The organism is Jannaschia seohaensis (assembly GCF_900116765.1).
GTDB classification, from domain to species: Bacteria; Pseudomonadota; Alphaproteobacteria; order Rhodobacterales; family Rhodobacteraceae; genus Jannaschia; species Jannaschia seohaensis.
Genome location: NZ_UETC01000001.1, coordinates 789,324 through 803,139, shown reverse-complemented (window position 1 = coordinate 803,139; position 13,816 = coordinate 789,324). Strand labels below are relative to the sequence as shown.

Sequence of the window (13,816 nt, the reverse complement as noted above, 5' to 3'; positions counted from 1 at the left end):
CGCGGCGCGGGCTCGGGGCGGAGGTCAGGCCGCGCAGGTGCGGCAGAACACGGCGGTCGGGACGGCTTCGAGCCGCTCCGGCGTGATCTCGCCGCCGCATTTCGCGCAGGTGCCATAGGTGCCGTCCGCGATGCGCGCGAGGGCCGCGTCGATGGCGCGCAGCTCTCTCCGGTCGTGTTCCCCGAGCGCTTCCAGCACCTCGTCGCCCTGACGCTCGGAGGCGGCGTCCTCCCAATCCTTCGGGGCGGGATCGTCGAGTTGGTCCTCGATCCGGGCGAGATCGCCGGTGAGTTCCTGGCGTCGGGCGAGCAGACGGGTCTTGGCGTCGGTCATGGGAGGCTCCGTTTTTTGGGAGCATGATGGGGGTTGGGGGTGCGGGCGTTGATTTTGGTCAAGTTGGGGGGGCGGCTTGGGCGCTGGAGTTGCTGGAATGGCCGGGGGCCTCCCCGTCACCGAGTGTCCGCGGCGCGGCAGCGGTGGGTTTTCACCCACCCTACGCCGGCCCTCCCGGTGCGGCGGGTCCGGCACAGTCGGCCCGGGTTTTCCCCGCCCTGCACCCGCCGGACCTGGAGACGCCGCACGGGAGGGGATATGTTCCGCCGCGACAGGTTTCACGGAGGGCGACATGCGGCTTTGGATCATTTGCGCGGCGGCGATGACGCTGCTGACGGCCTGCGAGACGGCCAAGGGGATCGGCAAGGACGTCCAAACCCTCGGCCGGGAGATCGAGGAAGCGGCCCGGTAGGGCGAGCTGTGGGGTTGTTTCGGCACTGAGCTGATTGGCGGACGCTGGTGGCCTGTGGGGCGGCCTGCGCTTCACGGGTTTGGACTTGTTCGGCGACCCTCCGCGGGATGCGCCGTGGTTTATACTATGCCGGATCTGGGTTGTTGTGGGTCAGCCCGGTCTGATGATCGCGTAGGGTGGGTGAAAACCCACCGTTACCGGGTCTCATTAGTGCGGGAGTGGTGGGTTCTCACCCACCCTACGCTTGCTTTAGCCCTCAACTCTCATCAGGACTATCGACGCCGATTGTGAATCCGGCAACTCTTGAAGAAAATTCAATATTTCTTCGCAATTTTGCCCCCTCAAGCCGCCGCCCCCCGCGCCCCGGTCCCATCCCCGCGCCCGGCCAGCAACCCCTCGACCGAGATGTCCTCGTCCAGGGCCTCCCAGTGCAACCCGAAGGGGCTGATCTCGACCGCGGCACGCTCGGCGGGAGACGCGGCTAGCAGGCGGGGGAACCAGGCGAGGGGGGCTCCGATGGTGCGGCCGTCGGAGAGGGCGACCCAAAGGTTGTCTTCGTCGAACCGGACGCTTTCAGCCGAAATGGTCATAGCAGGCCTCCTCGATGCGGGGCGAGGTGCAGTGTCACCCGGCGGCGATGTCGCGCAAGGCGCGGGCATCGAAACCGGAAGAGCGGGCGAGTTCCGCGGGTGGGCCGAGCCAGAACTTGGCCTCCGCACCAGCCTTCATGACGTGGATGTGCGGAGGCTCCAGCGGGTCGCCCTCGTTGGAGTAGAAGAAGAAGCGGTAGCCGTCCTCGCGCAGGACGGTCGGCATCAGGAATCCATCTTCAACGCGTTGATGAACGCCGACTGCGGGATCTCCACCTTGCCGAACTGGCGCATCTTCTTCTTACCCGCCTTCTGCTTCTCCAGGAGCTTCTTCTTCCGCGTGGCGTCGCCGCCGTAGCACTTGGCGGTCACGTCCTTGCGCATCGCGCTCAAGGTCTCGCGGGCGATGACCTTGCCGCCGATGGCCGCCTGGATCGGGATCTTGAACATGTGGCGGGGGATCAGCTCCTTGAGCTTTTCGACCATGGCGCGGCCGCGCATTTCGGCGCGGTCGCGGTGGACCATCATCGAGAGCGCGTCCACCGGCTCCTCGTTGACCAGCACCTGCATCTTCACGAGGTTGTCCTGCCGGTAGCCGATCATCTGGTAGTCGAAGCTGGCATAGCCCTTCGTCACCGATTTCAGCCGGTCGTAGAAGTCGAACACCACCTCGTTCAGCGGCAGGTCGTAGACCACCATCGCCCGCGCGCCCGCATAGGTCAGGTCCAGCTGGATGCCGCGGCGGTCCTGGCAGAGCTTGAGCACGTCGCCGAGATACTCGTCGGGCACGAGGATGGTCGCCTTGATCCGCGGTTCCTCCACATGGTCGACCAGGGTCACGTCGGGCATGTCGGCGGGGTTGTGCAGCTCCATCACCTCGCCGTCCTTCATGTGGACGTGGTAGACCACCGAGGGCGCGGTGGTGATGAGGTCGATGTCATATTCCCGCTCCAACCGGTCGCGGACGACCTCCAGGTGCAGAAGGCCAAGGAAGCCGCAGCGGAAGCCGAAGCCGAGCGCGGCCGAGGATTCGACCTCGTGGGAGAAGCTGGCATCGTTGAGCGCGAGCTTGTCGACGGCGTCGCGCAGATCCTCGAAATCGTTCGCATCCACGGGGAAGAGGCCGCAGAACACCACCGGGACGGAGGGCTTGAAGCCCGGCAGCGGCTTGTCGCAGGGGCGCTTCTCATGCGTGATCGTGTCGCCGACCTTGGTGTCGCGGACCTGCTTGATCGACGCCGTGAGAAAGCCGATTTCGCCCGGGCCGAGCTCGTCCACGACGGTCATGGCGGGGCGGAACACGCCGATGCGATCCACATGGTGGACCGTGCCGGTGCCCATGAAGCGGACCCGGTCGCCCTTGCGCAGCTTGCCGTCGATGATGCGGACCAGGACGATGACGCCGAGATAGCTGTCATACCAGCTGTCCACCAGCATCGCCTTGAGCGGCGCGTCGGCATCGCCCTTGGGCGCGGGCAGGTGGTCGACGATGGCTTGCAAGGTCTCGGTGATGCCCTGCCCGGTCTTGGCCGAGACCAGAAGCGCGTTCGACGCGTCGATGCCGATCACGTCCTCGATCTGCTCGGCCACGCGGGCCGGCTCGGAGGCGGGCAGGTCGATCTTGTTGAGGACGGGGACGATCTCGTGATCGGCGTCGATGGCCTGGTAGACATTCGCCAGGGTCTGCGCCTCGACGCCCTGGGTGCTGTCGACCACCAGCAGCGAGCCCTCGACCGCGCGCATCGACCGCGACACCTCGTAGGCGAAGTCGACATGGCCGGGCGTGTCGATGAGGTTCAACACGTAGTCCTTGCCGTCGGCGGCGGTCCAATCGATCCGCACCGTGTTGGCCTTGATGGTGATCCCGCGCTCGCGCTCGATATCCATCGCGTCGAGCATCTGCTCCTTCATGTCGCGCTCGGCGACGGTGTTCGTCTCCTGGATGAGGCGATCGGCCAGGGTGGACTTACCGTGGTCGATATGGGCCACGATGGAGAAATTGCGGATGCGCGAGAGGTCGGTCATCTGGATCGGCCCTAATCAGTGTCCGGGTGCAGATATACCGCCGACCGGGGGGCGGAAAGGGGCCTGGTGTCGCGGAGCGATCCCTTGACCGGATATGTCGTCGGCCGAGCCGTGCCGAGGGGGCCGTCCGCAGCGCGGCAGCGGCTGTCCAGAGCCCTGATCCCGGCGGGCCGAGCCTTTGCGGTCCTTGAGCCGGGAGCCGCTGTCAGATAGCCCGCAACGCGGTCGGCCTCGAAAGCGGCGCTCAGGACAGTGCCGGCCCGCTGCGCAGCCTTGCTGTCGAGCCCGGCGAAGAACACACCCGGGACCGAGACGGACGCCTCCTGAACCGGCAGGCCATCCGCGTCGAGGGCGTCCGGAACCTTGAGCCAGGAAAAATCGCCCGTCACGCCCGTAGCCGAGATCACCGTGCCAATTCCGTTCTCCAGCAGGTCCAGTTCGAGAAGCGTCGGATCGGGAAATCGACCCCTCACGGTGTCTTCCGGGTCCGGTCGCGCGGCCGGAGCATCTATGCCTTCGCGCGCGATATAGGCGTCGATCCTCGATTTCAGGCCCTCGGACGTCTGGTCCGCATAGGCCGCGCTTTCGGCCAGAGACTCGTCGAAGAAGATGGCCCCGGATGCGGACACGTCCCGGACCCGTCCGGCCAGGACGGCCCCACGAGCGCTCAGGGATTGCAGGCCGATCGTCCGCCGCCTTCCCACAAGGGCGCGCCCTGCCGCGCCCGGGGGGGCGCGGGGCCCGGTTCAGTCCGCTTTCATCCATCCAGAGGAAGATGTCCCGGCCCCGGTAGCGCCGCGGGATCCGGCCGTTCCTGCCAGTCGAACCGACGCCCAGCGCTGGCACCACGAGGTTCCTCCGATCCGGCCTCGCTCCAGAACGACATGACGCAGACCGGTCCCACCGAGAGCGAAACTTACGCCACGTCCGGCCCATCCCGCTCCGATCACGGCGCGGTCGGTGTCTGCCATCATGCGGCTCTGCGCGCTTCGCTTGGATCGGGATCCCAGCATGGAAGCCGGGGAATCTCCGTTCTGCCCCGGACATCAGAGAGCCGGAGCGAAAGCGCGCGAGGTGCTGGTCTCTGGAGCGCCCCGCCTTGCCCTTGCGTCGGGCCCAGACGGGTCACGCAAGCGGCTTGGCCGAGACGGGAAAGACCTCAGGCGGGGTCCGGCAGGGAAGCGGAGGGCGACAGCATCGACCGGTCCAGCATCAGTTCGATGACGGCCAGCCGGCCGGAGGCCAGCGCGGCCGAAAGCGCGGGGGCGAACTCGGCCTGGGCCTCCACCCGCCAGCCTTCGCCGCCATAGGCGCGCGCGAGCGCGGCATAATCCGGGTTGGCGAGATCCGTGCCCGAGACACGGCCGGGATAGTGCCGCTCCTGATGCATGCGGATGGTGCCATAGCGGCCGTTATTGCAGACGATCACCACCGGGGTCGCGCCATGCTGCACGGCCGTGGACATCTCGTTGAGCGTCATCTGGATGCAGCCGTCCCCCGCCAGGCAGACGACCGTGCGCCCCGGATGATGCAGCGAGGCGGCCACCGCCGCCGGGAACCCATAGCCCATCGATCCGGAGGTCGGCGCGAGCTGCGTGCCGAACTGCGTCCAGCGGTAGTAGCGATGCAGGAAGGCCGCGTAATTGCCCGCCCCGTTGGTGAGGATGGCGTCATCGGGCAGGGCGTCGTTCAGATGCGCGATCACCCGTTCCAGCTTGACGGCCCCGGGGGTCTCGCGCGGCTGGGTCCAGTCGAGATAGCTCTGGCGCGCGCGGGCCTGCACCGGCTCCCAGCCGTCGAGCGTGTCGTCGCGCGCAGCGAGCGCCTGCGCGACATCGGCCGCGCGAGCCTGGATGGCGATCTCGGCGGACCAGATCGCGTTGATCTCCTCCGCGCCGGGATGGACATGGATCAGGGCGGGCGCGTCCCGCGCGGGGTCCAGCGCCTCGAAGCCGCGGGTCTCGATATCGCCCAACCGCGTCCCCAGAGCCAGGATCAGATCCGCCCGGCCCAGACGCTGCATCAAGTCGGGGTTCGGCCCGACATTGAGATCTCCGACATAGGCCGGCGAGCGGTTGTCGATATAGTCCTGCCGCCGGAAGGAGACCGCCACCGGTAGGCCGTGCCGTTCCGCCCAGACCTGCAACGCCTCCGCCGCCGCCTGCGACCAGCCCGAGCCGCCGACCACCACGAGCGGCCGCTCCGCCTCGGCCAGCCGGGCGATCAGGGGGGCGAGGTCGGGAACGGCGGCGCGCGGCACCACCACCGGCGGACGATCGAGCGCCGCCGCCTCGGCCGATAGCATGTCCTCCGGCAAGGCCAGCACCACGGGCCCGGGCCGCCCGGCCTGCGCCACCGAGAAGGCGCGGGCGATGTATTCCGGCAGCCGCTCGGTCTGGTCGACCTCGGCCGCCCATTTCACCAGCGGGCCGAACATGGCGCGATAATCGACCTCCTGGAAGGCCTCGCGGTCGCGATGACCGCGCGCGATCTGGCCCACGAAGCAGATCATCGGCGTCGAATCCTGCATCGCCACGTGCAGCCCCGCGCTGGCATTCGACGCGCCGGGCCCGCGGGTGACGAAGAGGATGCCCGGCTTGCCCGTCAGCTTGCCATGGGCCTCGGCCATCATCGCCGCGCCCCCCTCTTGGCGGCAGACGACGTTGGCGATGCCCTGGGAATGCAGCCCGTCGAGAGCGGCCAGGAAGCTCTCGCCCGGAACCGAAAAGACCCGCTCGACGCCCTGAATCGCCAATTGGTCGGCCAGGATACGTCCGCCATGTCTCGTCATTTTCCGCCCCGCACTTAGGTTGCGCTGCACGTCAACAGGAAAGCCTTGCCCATGTCTACACTCCTCGGCCTCTGCGGCTCCCTCCGCAAAGGAAGCCATAATCTCAAGCTCGTCCATGAGGCGGCGCGCCTCCACGGGGGGGCGCTCACAATGGGCGATCTGCGCCTGCCGCTCTATGACGGCGACCTCGAGGAGGCCGAGGGCATCCCCGAGCCGGTCGCGCGCCTGGCCGCTCAGATCGCCGAGGCGGACGCGGTGATCATCTCGACACCAGAATACAACAAGCTGCTGTCGGGGGTGCTCAAGAACGCGCTGGACTGGGTCAGCCGCACGCCCGGCAAGCCCTGGGCGGGCAAGCCCGTGGCCATCATGTCGGCCACCGCCGGGCGCGCCGGGGGCGAGCGGACCCAATGGTCCCTGCGCCTCGCGCTGATGCCCTTCCGCCCCGAAATCGTGCCCGGCCCCGAGATGCTGCTGGCCGGCGCCGGAAAGGAGTTCGACGCCGAGGGCCGGCTGACCAGCGAGCACTACCGGAAGACGCTGACGGAGCTGATGGAGGCGCTCAAGGCCCGCACTCCGGGCCGCTGACCTGCCGCCGCCCCCCCTCATCTTGCCCAAAATACCTCGGGGGGCCCGAAGGGCGGGGGCAGAGCCCCCTCCGACCGTTCGGCAGGGCGCGGTCCGCGGAGGCAGTTCACCCCGCCTCGGCCCGCCCCGCCTCCCAGGCCAGCATCGCGCGCTTGACCGGCAGCCCCCAATGGTAGCCGCCCAGCCCCCCGGACTTGCGCAGCGCACGGTGGCACGGGATCAGCCAGCTCACCGGGTTGCGGCCCACCGCCGTCCCCACGGCGCGCACGGCCCGGGGGCGGCCGATATGGGCGGCGATGTCGGAATAGGTCGTCACCTGGCCCGAGGGGATCGACATCAGCGCTTCCCAGACCTTGATCTGAAAGGGCGCGCCGATCAGGTGCAGCTTCGCCTCGCCGCCTAAGAAGAGCCCCGTCACCAGCGGCGCGACCGCCGCGCGGTCCTCCCGGTAGTCGGCGGCGGGCCAGCGCCCCCGCATGTCCGCCAGGGCGGCGTCGCGCCCGGTCTCGGCGGCGAAGGCCAGCCCGCAGATCCCCCGCTCCGTTGCCATCACCAGCATCTCGCCGAACGGGCTGTCGAACCAGCCATAGCGGATCGTCAGCCCCGCACCGCCGCGCGCGTAGTCGCCGGGCGACATCGCCTCCCACCGGAGGAACAGGTCGTGCAGCCGCCCGGTCCCGCTGAGCCCGGCCGAGGCCGCCGCGTCCAGCACCGTCGCGCGCTCCGCCAGCAGCGCCTTGGCATGGCCCAGCGCCAGATATTGCTGCACCCGCTTGGGGCTGACCCCGGCCCAGGCGCTGAACACGCGCTGGAAATGGGCGGGGGACATACGCATCTCGGCGGCCAGCTTCTCCAGCGAGGGCGGCGCGTCGGCACGCGCGTCGATCAGCTCGATCGCCCGGCGCATGATGCCGTAATGGTAAGCGCCCTCGGGCGCGGCAGGGTCCGTCATGGCGAGGCCTCCTTCACGGCAGAACCTAGGCGCCCGGCGCCTGCGCCGCGACCCGGAACCTGCTGTCTCCGCGCTTGCCCTGCCGCGCGCCCCGCGCGACAAGCGCCCATGCCCAAGCTGCCCGCCCCCCTGCCCTACGCTACCCAGCGCGAGATCTTCGCCCGGTTCCACGCCGCCGAGCCCGAGCCCAAGGGCGAGCTGGAGCATGTCAACGCCTATACCCTGGTCGTCGCCGTCGCCCTATCGGCCCAGGCCACCGATGCGGGCGTCAACAAGGCAACCCGCGCGCTGTTCCAGATCGCCGACACACCGGAGAAGATGCTGGCCCTGGGCGAAGAAGGGCTGATCGAGCACATCAAGACCATCGGCCTCTATCGCAACAAGGCCAAGAACGTGATGAAGCTCTCACGCATCCTTGTCGAGGAACATGGCGGCGAGGTCCCCTCCAGCCGCGCGGCGCTCCAGGCCCTGCCGGGGGTCGGGCGCAAGACGGCCAATGTGGTGCTCAACATGTGGTGGCATTTCCCGGCGCAGGCGGTCGACACCCATATCTTCCGCGTCGGCAACCGCACCCGCATCGCGCCCGGCAAGGATGTCGATGCCGTCGAGCGCGCCATCGAAGACAACGTTCCCGTCGAATACCAGCTGCACGCCCATCACTGGCTCATCCTGCACGGCCGCTACACCTGCGTCGCTCGCAAGCCGAAATGCGGCGCCTGCCTCATCGCCGATCTCTGCCCCTATGTGGAGAAGACGGCACCGGCTTGAACCCGCGGCGCCGGGGGTTTCACACCCCCGGACCCCCGTGGAGTATTTTTCGCCAGAAGAAGCAGCCGCCCGCACCCCTCCGCCGACCTTGATCCCGGCCTCCTCTCACGGCAGGAGACGGGAAACTCCACGCTCTTCTTCTGGCCGGAAATACTCCGGGGGTCCGGGGGCGGAGCCCCCGGCGGGTCGCCCCGCGAATGCGGGGCGAAATCCGAAAGGCACGACCATGACCACCAAGGTAATCGGCATCGGCAACGCCATCGTCGATGTCATCTCCCACGGGACCGACACCTTCCTCGACCAGATGGGCATCGAGAAGGGCATTATGCAGCTCGTGGAACGGGAGCGGGCGGAGCTGCTCTACGCCGCGATGCAGGACAGGACCGAGGCCCCCGGCGGGTCGGTCGCCAACACGATTGCCGGGATCGGCGCGCTGGGCCTGCCCACGGTCTTTATCGGCAAGGTCAAGAACGACGCGCTGGGCCGGTTCTATGCCGAGGCCATGGAGGCCTCGGGAACCGCCTTTCCGAACCCGCCGCAAGCCGTCGAGGCGCCGACCTCGCGCTCGATGATCTTCGTCAGCCCCGACGGGGAGCGGTCGATGAACACCTATCTGGGCGCGGGGGCCGACATCTCTTCGTCGGATGTGCCGGACGTTTTCGAGGGCGGCGGAATCCTGTTCCTGGAGGGCTACCTCTTCGACAAGGACAAGGGAAAGACCGCCTTCTCCGAGGCCGCGGCCCGGATGAAGGCGGCGGGCGGGCGCTCGGCCATCACCATCTCGGACCCGTTCTGCGCCGACCGGCACCGTGCCGATTTCCAGCGCCTGATCGCCGAGGACATGGACATCGCCATCGGGAATGCCGCCGAATGGACGACGCTCTACGAGACCGACGACCTGGAGGCGGCGCTGGACCGAGCCGCTTCGGTCTGCGAGATCGTGGCCTGCACCCGCTCCGGCGCGGATGTCTGGATCCGCGCAGGCGGCGAGACGATCACCGCGCCGGTCACGCCGGCCAAGGTGGTCGATGCCACCGGGGCGGGGGACCAATGGGCGGCGGGGTTCCTCTACGGGCTCGCCTCGGGGAGAGACCTGGAGACGTCGGCGAAGATGGGCGTGGTCTGCGCCCGCGAGGTGATCGGCCATGTCGGCCCCCGCCCCGCCGAGGACGTGATGGCGCTGTTCCGCGCCGAGGGACTGGCCTGAGCCCGGCTCAATAGGCCGCCCTCAGCAGGAACCGCCGCTGGTCGAGCTGGTTGAGCCGCCAATCCAGGCGCCAGAGCCGGGACCGCCGCGACGTGTAGTCGGGATCGTCCGCGTCCAGCCCCCTGAGCTGCGCGACCAGGGCGAAGCGCTCATGGCGCAGGGACCGGATCTCCGCCTCGACCTCGCGCAAGAGAAAACCGCGGCGGTTCGCCCGCTCCAGCTCCGGGACTGCCGCCTCCGGGCAGAAATCGCCCAGCCGGTAGCCGTCATGTCCCGCATCGAAGGCCCCTGCCGGCGTGCAGTGGATCGCGCGGCCGCGCGCATATCCCTCCGCCAGAAGCTCGGCGCTGAGCGGGGTGGGCGTGGCCGCGCAGCGCGCGACCTCCCGGGCGAGGGCCGATTCGGGCTGCCCCTGGCGCGCCAGCCGCTCGCCCCGCGCGACCGGGTCGGTATGAGCGCAGCTGAATTCCGTCAGTTCCGCGCAACCGGCAAATCCGCCCAGCAGGACCAGAACGAAGGGCAAGCGCATGGGACATCTCCAACAAAGACTCAGGACCGACGCGTGGCGCGACGACATCTAACATCGGCGGGCGCTGTCATGCGATGACAGGGACATCTGGTCACCGTCCCACCCCTCCCCTAGCCTGGGCCGCGACACCAGGGAGGCCCTCATGCACATCCTCATCACCGGCGCGGCCGGCATGATCGGCAGCAAGCTGACGCAGGCGCTGATCGCGCGCCGCACCCTGCGCGGCCAAGAGATCACGGGGCTGACCCTGGTCGATGTGAACGCGCCCACGCCGCCGGTCGGCCTCCCGGCCGCCGCGCTGGCCGCCGACCTGTCGGACCCGGCCTCGGCGCCCGCGCTGATCGAGCAGCGGCCGGACGTGATCTTTCACCTCGCCGCCATCGTCTCGGGCGAGGCCGAAGCGGATACCGCCAAGGGCTATGCCGTGAACCTGGGCGGCACGATGGCTCTATGCGAGGCGATCGTGGCGCAGGACGACTATTGCCCGCGCCTGGTGCATACCTCCTCCATCGCGGTGTTCGGCGTGCCGCTGCCGGACGTGATCCCCGACGACCAGCCTCCCCGCCCGCTGACCTCCTACGGGACGCAGAAGCGGATGGCGGAGCTGATGATCGACGACCTGAGCCGCAAGGGTCTGCTGGATGGCGTGTCGCTGCGCCTGCCGACGATCTGCATCCGGCCGGGCAAGCCGAACGCCGCCGCCTCGGGCTTCTATTCCTCGATCCTGCGGGAGCCGCTCTCGGGCCAGACCGCCACCCTGCCGGTGTCCGAGGACACCCGCCACTGGTTCGCGAGCCCCCGCGCCGCCGTGGGGTTCCTGATCCACGCGGCGGAGATGGACACGGGCCCGCTGGGCCAGGACCGGTCCCTGAACCTGCCGGGGGTGGACGCGACCGTGGGCGACGAAATCGCGGCCCTGGGCCGGGTCGCGGGCGAAGCGGCGGTGGCGCGGATCGAGCGGGCCGAGGACCCCGCCGTGGCCGCCATCGTCGCGGGCTGGCCGAAAGGCTTCGATCCCGTCCGCGCCCGCGCCCTGGGCTTCGAGGCCGAGAGCGGGATGGACGAGATCATTCGGGTCCATATCGAGGACGAGCTGGGCGGGAAGCTGCCCGACTGAAACCGGGTCAGGGGCGGCCGGCGTCTGCTGCGGCCAGCGCGCGCGCTGTCTCCTTATCGCAGCCCAGCACCGCCTGAAGCGCGGCGCAGGTCTCCGCTTCCGCCGCATCCGGGGCCACCGGCACATTGACGGGAAGATCCGCCTCCCGCAGCCGTCGATCTTCCTCGGCGAGGCGTCCGGCGAGGACGGGCAGCACCTGCGCCGCCTCTTCTTCGGTCGAGCCCGCGCCCAAGAGACCCTCCGCCAGCGCGATGCGGCGCAGGAGCGCGTCGGACGGCACCGTCTCCAGGGAGAGCACACGCAGCGCGCCTTTCCCCGCCAAGATGTCGCGCAGCGGGCCCAGATCTGCGGGCTCCATGCAGACCGCGAGCCGCGCCGCGCGCGACGCCTCGAAGAGCAGGTGCAGCACCGCCCGCCGGTGCCGGGTCCGTTTGGCGAGGCTGGTCTCGACCCCGCCCAGATCGGGCAGGGCATCCGCCTCCTCGTGGAAGATATAGCCGAAGGCAGGCATCAGCCCCTCCGCCCGGATCGCCTCGGCCAGGGCGCGCGTCCGCGCGCGGTCGCGGCTGATGAGCGCAACGACGCAGCGCTCCGGCCCCATCTCCGCCGCCGCCTCCCAGGCGCGCCGGCCGAAGCGGCGCCCCACGCGCCCCCGGCTCGTGACGAAGGACACCACCGCCCGCCCGTCGGCCCCCGAAGGCGGCCGGGCCGCGTCCGAGGCCCAGAGCGCGTCGAGCCGCGCCCGGAGGCGTGTCGCCTCGGGCGAGATCTTGCGGGCGAAAAGCTCCGGCTGGCCAACCAGAAAATCGTGATGGTCGTCGTGGAAGGTCGTCGGCATCCCGTAATCGGTGAAGGTCACGAAGGTTGGCGGGCGCGGGTCGATCTGAGCCCGGGGCACGAGATGGGCGACAAGGGTCTGGAAAAAGGTTTCGTCCGGGATCCAGGTCGTCCGAAAGAAACGGACCACGTCCGGACGCGCTCGGCACAAGGCCAGCACCGCCTCGACCGTCGCACGTCGCAAGCACCACCATTGCGAGCCGATCCGCATGCCCAGCCCCTCGGGGATGGCGCGGCGCAGGCGCAGACGTTGCTGCACCGCCAGCGACCAGTAGAACAGACGTTTTCTGCGGCGTTCGTTGAACCAGTGACGATAGATCAGCCGCTCTTCCGCCAACCCGGTGCGGATCCAGCCGGAGGTGAAGAAATCGACGGTCTCGATGCGGTCGACATCCCGCTCCGCCAAGATCGCGCGGGCCTGGACGGCGGATTTGATCGGACGGCAATCGCCCGAGACCATGTAGAGATGCGTCGCGTCGGGAAAGGCGGCCAGCGCGGCCTCGGCCGCGTTCAGCGTGGCCTGGACCAGCGACCACTCCCCCCAACCGCAGCGGACGCGGCGGGCCAGCGTAACGGAACCGTCGCCGCGAAACGCCGCCTCGATCTGCGCGTAATCGGCCGCCGCCCCCCGCGCGTCGAAATGGATCGCGACGACATCCCCGGCCGCCGTCAGCGCCCGGACCTGGGCGATCACGCCGACCGGATCGCGGTGGCACAGCAGAAGGAACGCAAATCTCGCCATCTCTTGGCAGGGCGCCTCCGTTCGGCCACAACCCGGTCGTTCCCTTGGGTTACGCGCCGGAACCGGCCCGCGCAATCGGGGCCATGACGACGGAGATGAAGATGGGCTTTCCCGGCACCTGGATGACCCAAAGCGAGAGCGTGATCTACCGCGTCGTGCCCAAATGCGCCTGCTCGACCATCGGGCAGATCCTCTACTATTCCGATCACGGGCACTTCTACGACGGCGATATCCACGACGCGCGCGAGGGCCTGCACAAGTGGAACCAGGACGAGAGCCAGCCCGTGATCGAGGCGGCGGCGCGGGAGCGGCGCGCCTATGCCTTCACCTGCGTGCGCAACCCCTACGCGCGCATCCTCAGTTCGTTCTTCGACAAGATCGCGGGCATTCAGCGCAACGGAAAGCGCTATCGCGGGAACATGGTGCCCAAGTTGGCGCGGACCTACGGCGTCGACGTGGGATCGCCCGAGGACGGATTCGCCTTCGATCAGATCGCGTCCTTTCGGCGGTTTCTGCTGTTTGCGCGCGATACGGTCCGGTTTCGGCGGCCGATGGACCCGGATATCCACTGGTCCGCCATGTCGGGCCATATCGGCACCTTCGTGGGCAATGGCGGGCGGCTGGATCACATCGTTCACACCGAGACCTTCGGCGCGGGGATGCGGACCGTGCTCGACGCCATCGAGACGCCGGTGCCGGTGGATCTGGCCGCCGTGCCCCGCTTCAACGAGAGCGCGGGGCATGGGCCCAAGCGCGCGCACCCGGTCGAAGCCTATTTCGACGACCTGTCCATGCATCTCGTGCGCGAGATGTATAAGCGCGACTTCGACCTCTTCGGCTACGATATCGACGATCCGTCGAACAAGATGCCGGTGCGGGAGATCGACCTGCACGCGGTGCATGCCTTCCTGTCGGAATAGGCGCG

General features: G+C 68.9%; 15 protein-coding genes. 6 read left to right on the top strand and 9 right to left on the bottom strand.

Features of this window, described 5'->3' with window-relative positions:
• Positions 1–24 precede the first annotated feature (24 nt).
• Positions 25–333, bottom strand: coding sequence for a TraR/DksA family transcriptional regulator (locus DTQ71_RS03760; protein WP_109562925.1), 309 nt, complete (start codon positions 331–333; stop codon positions 25–27).
• Between the two features lie 292 nt (positions 334–625).
• Here DTQ71_RS03760 and DTQ71_RS03755 point away from each other — a divergent pair, with 292 nt between their 5' ends.
• Complete coding sequence (locus DTQ71_RS03755) at positions 626–745, top strand: entericidin A/B family lipoprotein (RefSeq protein ID WP_109562924.1); 120 nt, start codon at positions 626–628, stop codon at positions 743–745.
• Between the two features lie 341 nt (positions 746–1,086).
• Here the strand turns inward: DTQ71_RS03755 and DTQ71_RS03750 are convergent, their stop codons facing one another.
• The 5 genes from DTQ71_RS03750 to DTQ71_RS03725 form a co-directional block, all read right to left on the bottom strand.
• Positions 1,087–1,335, bottom strand: coding sequence for a DUF2442 domain-containing protein (locus tag DTQ71_RS03750; protein WP_109562923.1), 249 nt, complete (start codon positions 1,333–1,335; stop codon positions 1,087–1,089).
• A gap of 34 nt (positions 1,336–1,369) precedes the next feature.
• Positions 1,370–1,561 (bottom strand): DUF4160 domain-containing protein, encoded by a 192-nt coding sequence (locus tag DTQ71_RS03745; RefSeq protein WP_109562922.1) that lies wholly within the window; start codon positions 1,559–1,561, stop codon positions 1,370–1,372.
• Positions 1,561–3,360, bottom strand: coding sequence for a translation elongation factor 4 (lepA, locus tag DTQ71_RS03740; RefSeq protein WP_109562921.1), 1,800 nt, complete (start codon positions 3,358–3,360; stop codon positions 1,561–1,563). The genes DTQ71_RS03745 and lepA overlap by 1 nt, the downstream gene beginning before the upstream one ends.
• An 11-nt stretch (positions 3,361–3,371) precedes the next feature.
• A complete protein-coding gene (locus DTQ71_RS03735) occupies positions 3,372–3,989 on the bottom strand; it encodes an NAD(P)/FAD-dependent oxidoreductase (protein WP_109562920.1) in 618 nt (205 codons plus the stop codon).
• Positions 3,990–4,519: 530 nt separating this feature from the next.
• On the bottom strand, positions 4,520–6,151 hold the full coding sequence (locus DTQ71_RS03725) for a thiamine pyrophosphate-binding protein (protein ID WP_109562919.1): 1,632 nt from the start codon (positions 6,149–6,151) through the stop codon (positions 4,520–4,522).
• A 51-nt stretch (positions 6,152–6,202) separates the two neighbouring features.
• Between DTQ71_RS03725 and DTQ71_RS03720 the strand changes: the two genes are divergently transcribed.
• Positions 6,203–6,739: an NADPH-dependent FMN reductase gene (locus DTQ71_RS03720; RefSeq protein ID WP_109562918.1), complete on the top strand. Its 537-nt coding sequence runs from the start codon at positions 6,203–6,205 to the stop codon at positions 6,737–6,739.
• 106 nt (positions 6,740–6,845) lie between these two features.
• Here the strand turns inward: DTQ71_RS03720 and DTQ71_RS03715 are convergent, their stop codons facing one another.
• The gene (locus DTQ71_RS03715; RefSeq protein ID WP_109562917.1) at positions 6,846–7,691 is read right to left on the bottom strand and encodes a methylated-DNA--[protein]-cysteine S-methyltransferase; all 846 of its coding nucleotides are present in this window, start codon (positions 7,689–7,691) and stop codon (positions 6,846–6,848) included.
• A 108-nt stretch (positions 7,692–7,799) separates the two neighbouring features.
• On the opposite strand from DTQ71_RS03715, the gene nth reads away from it, so the two are divergent.
• Together nth and DTQ71_RS03705 are read left to right on the top strand one after the other, a co-directional pair.
• Entirely contained in the window at positions 7,800–8,459 is a 660-nt protein-coding gene (nth, locus tag DTQ71_RS03710) for an endonuclease III (RefSeq protein WP_109562916.1), read from the top strand.
• 226 nt (positions 8,460–8,685) lie between these two features.
• On the top strand, positions 8,686–9,666 hold the full coding sequence (locus DTQ71_RS03705; protein ID WP_109562915.1) for an adenosine kinase: 981 nt from the start codon (positions 8,686–8,688) through the stop codon (positions 9,664–9,666).
• A 7-nt stretch (positions 9,667–9,673) separates the two neighbouring features.
• Here the strand turns inward: DTQ71_RS03705 and DTQ71_RS03700 are convergent, their stop codons facing one another.
• On the bottom strand, positions 9,674–10,195 hold the full coding sequence (locus tag DTQ71_RS03700; protein ID WP_170125282.1) for a DUF2799 domain-containing protein: 522 nt from the start codon (positions 10,193–10,195) through the stop codon (positions 9,674–9,676).
• A gap of 142 nt (positions 10,196–10,337) precedes the next feature.
• Between DTQ71_RS03700 and denD the strand changes: the two genes are divergently transcribed.
• Positions 10,338–11,312 (top strand): D-erythronate dehydrogenase, encoded by a 975-nt coding sequence (gene denD / locus DTQ71_RS03695; RefSeq protein ID WP_109562913.1) that lies wholly within the window; start codon positions 10,338–10,340, stop codon positions 11,310–11,312.
• Positions 11,313–11,319: 7 nt separating this feature from the next.
• On the opposite strand, the gene DTQ71_RS03690 is transcribed toward denD, so the two are convergent.
• Complete coding sequence (locus DTQ71_RS03690) at positions 11,320–12,891, bottom strand: DUF5928 domain-containing protein (RefSeq protein ID WP_109562912.1); 1,572 nt, start codon at positions 12,889–12,891, stop codon at positions 11,320–11,322.
• Between the two features lie 101 nt (positions 12,892–12,992).
• Between DTQ71_RS03690 and DTQ71_RS03685 the strand changes: the two genes are divergently transcribed.
• The gene (locus DTQ71_RS03685) at positions 12,993–13,811 is read left to right on the top strand and encodes a sulfotransferase family protein (protein ID WP_109563136.1); all 819 of its coding nucleotides are present in this window, start codon (positions 12,993–12,995) and stop codon (positions 13,809–13,811) included.
• Positions 13,812–13,816 lie beyond the last annotated feature (5 nt).

What these genes read in the sequence shown, in the direction of transcription:
- DTQ71_RS03760 (WP_109562925.1), bottom strand. Translation starts at nt 333, where the DNA reads ATGACCGACGCCAAGACCCGTCTGCTCGCCCGACGCCAGGAACTCACC.
- DTQ71_RS03755 (WP_109562924.1), top strand. Translation starts at nt 626, where the DNA reads ATGCGGCTTTGGATCATTTGCGCGGCGGCGATGACGCTGCTGACGGCC.
- DTQ71_RS03750 (WP_109562923.1), bottom strand. Translation starts at nt 1,335, where the DNA reads ATGACCATTTCGGCTGAAAGCGTCCGGTTCGACGAAGACAACCTTTGG.
- DTQ71_RS03745 (WP_109562922.1), bottom strand. Translation starts at nt 1,561, where the DNA reads ATGCCGACCGTCCTGCGCGAGGACGGCTACCGCTTCTTCTTCTACTCC.
- lepA (WP_109562921.1), bottom strand. Translation starts at nt 3,360, where the DNA reads ATGACCGACCTCTCGCGCATCCGCAATTTCTCCATCGTGGCCCATATC.
- DTQ71_RS03725 (WP_109562919.1), bottom strand. Translation starts at nt 6,151, where the DNA reads ATGACGAGACATGGCGGACGTATCCTGGCCGACCAATTGGCGATTCAG.
- DTQ71_RS03720 (WP_109562918.1), top strand. Translation starts at nt 6,203, where the DNA reads ATGTCTACACTCCTCGGCCTCTGCGGCTCCCTCCGCAAAGGAAGCCAT.
- DTQ71_RS03715 (WP_109562917.1), bottom strand. Translation starts at nt 7,691, where the DNA reads ATGACGGACCCTGCCGCGCCCGAGGGCGCTTACCATTACGGCATCATG.
- nth (WP_109562916.1), top strand. Translation starts at nt 7,800, where the DNA reads ATGCCCAAGCTGCCCGCCCCCCTGCCCTACGCTACCCAGCGCGAGATC.
- DTQ71_RS03705 (WP_109562915.1), top strand. Translation starts at nt 8,686, where the DNA reads ATGACCACCAAGGTAATCGGCATCGGCAACGCCATCGTCGATGTCATC.
- DTQ71_RS03700 (WP_170125282.1), bottom strand. Translation starts at nt 10,195, where the DNA reads ATGCGCTTGCCCTTCGTTCTGGTCCTGCTGGGCGGATTTGCCGGTTGC.
- denD (WP_109562913.1), top strand. Translation starts at nt 10,338, where the DNA reads ATGCACATCCTCATCACCGGCGCGGCCGGCATGATCGGCAGCAAGCTG.
- DTQ71_RS03690 (WP_109562912.1), bottom strand. Translation starts at nt 12,891, where the DNA reads ATGGCGAGATTTGCGTTCCTTCTGCTGTGCCACCGCGATCCGGTCGGC.
- DTQ71_RS03685 (WP_109563136.1), top strand. Translation starts at nt 12,993, where the DNA reads ATGGGCTTTCCCGGCACCTGGATGACCCAAAGCGAGAGCGTGATCTAC.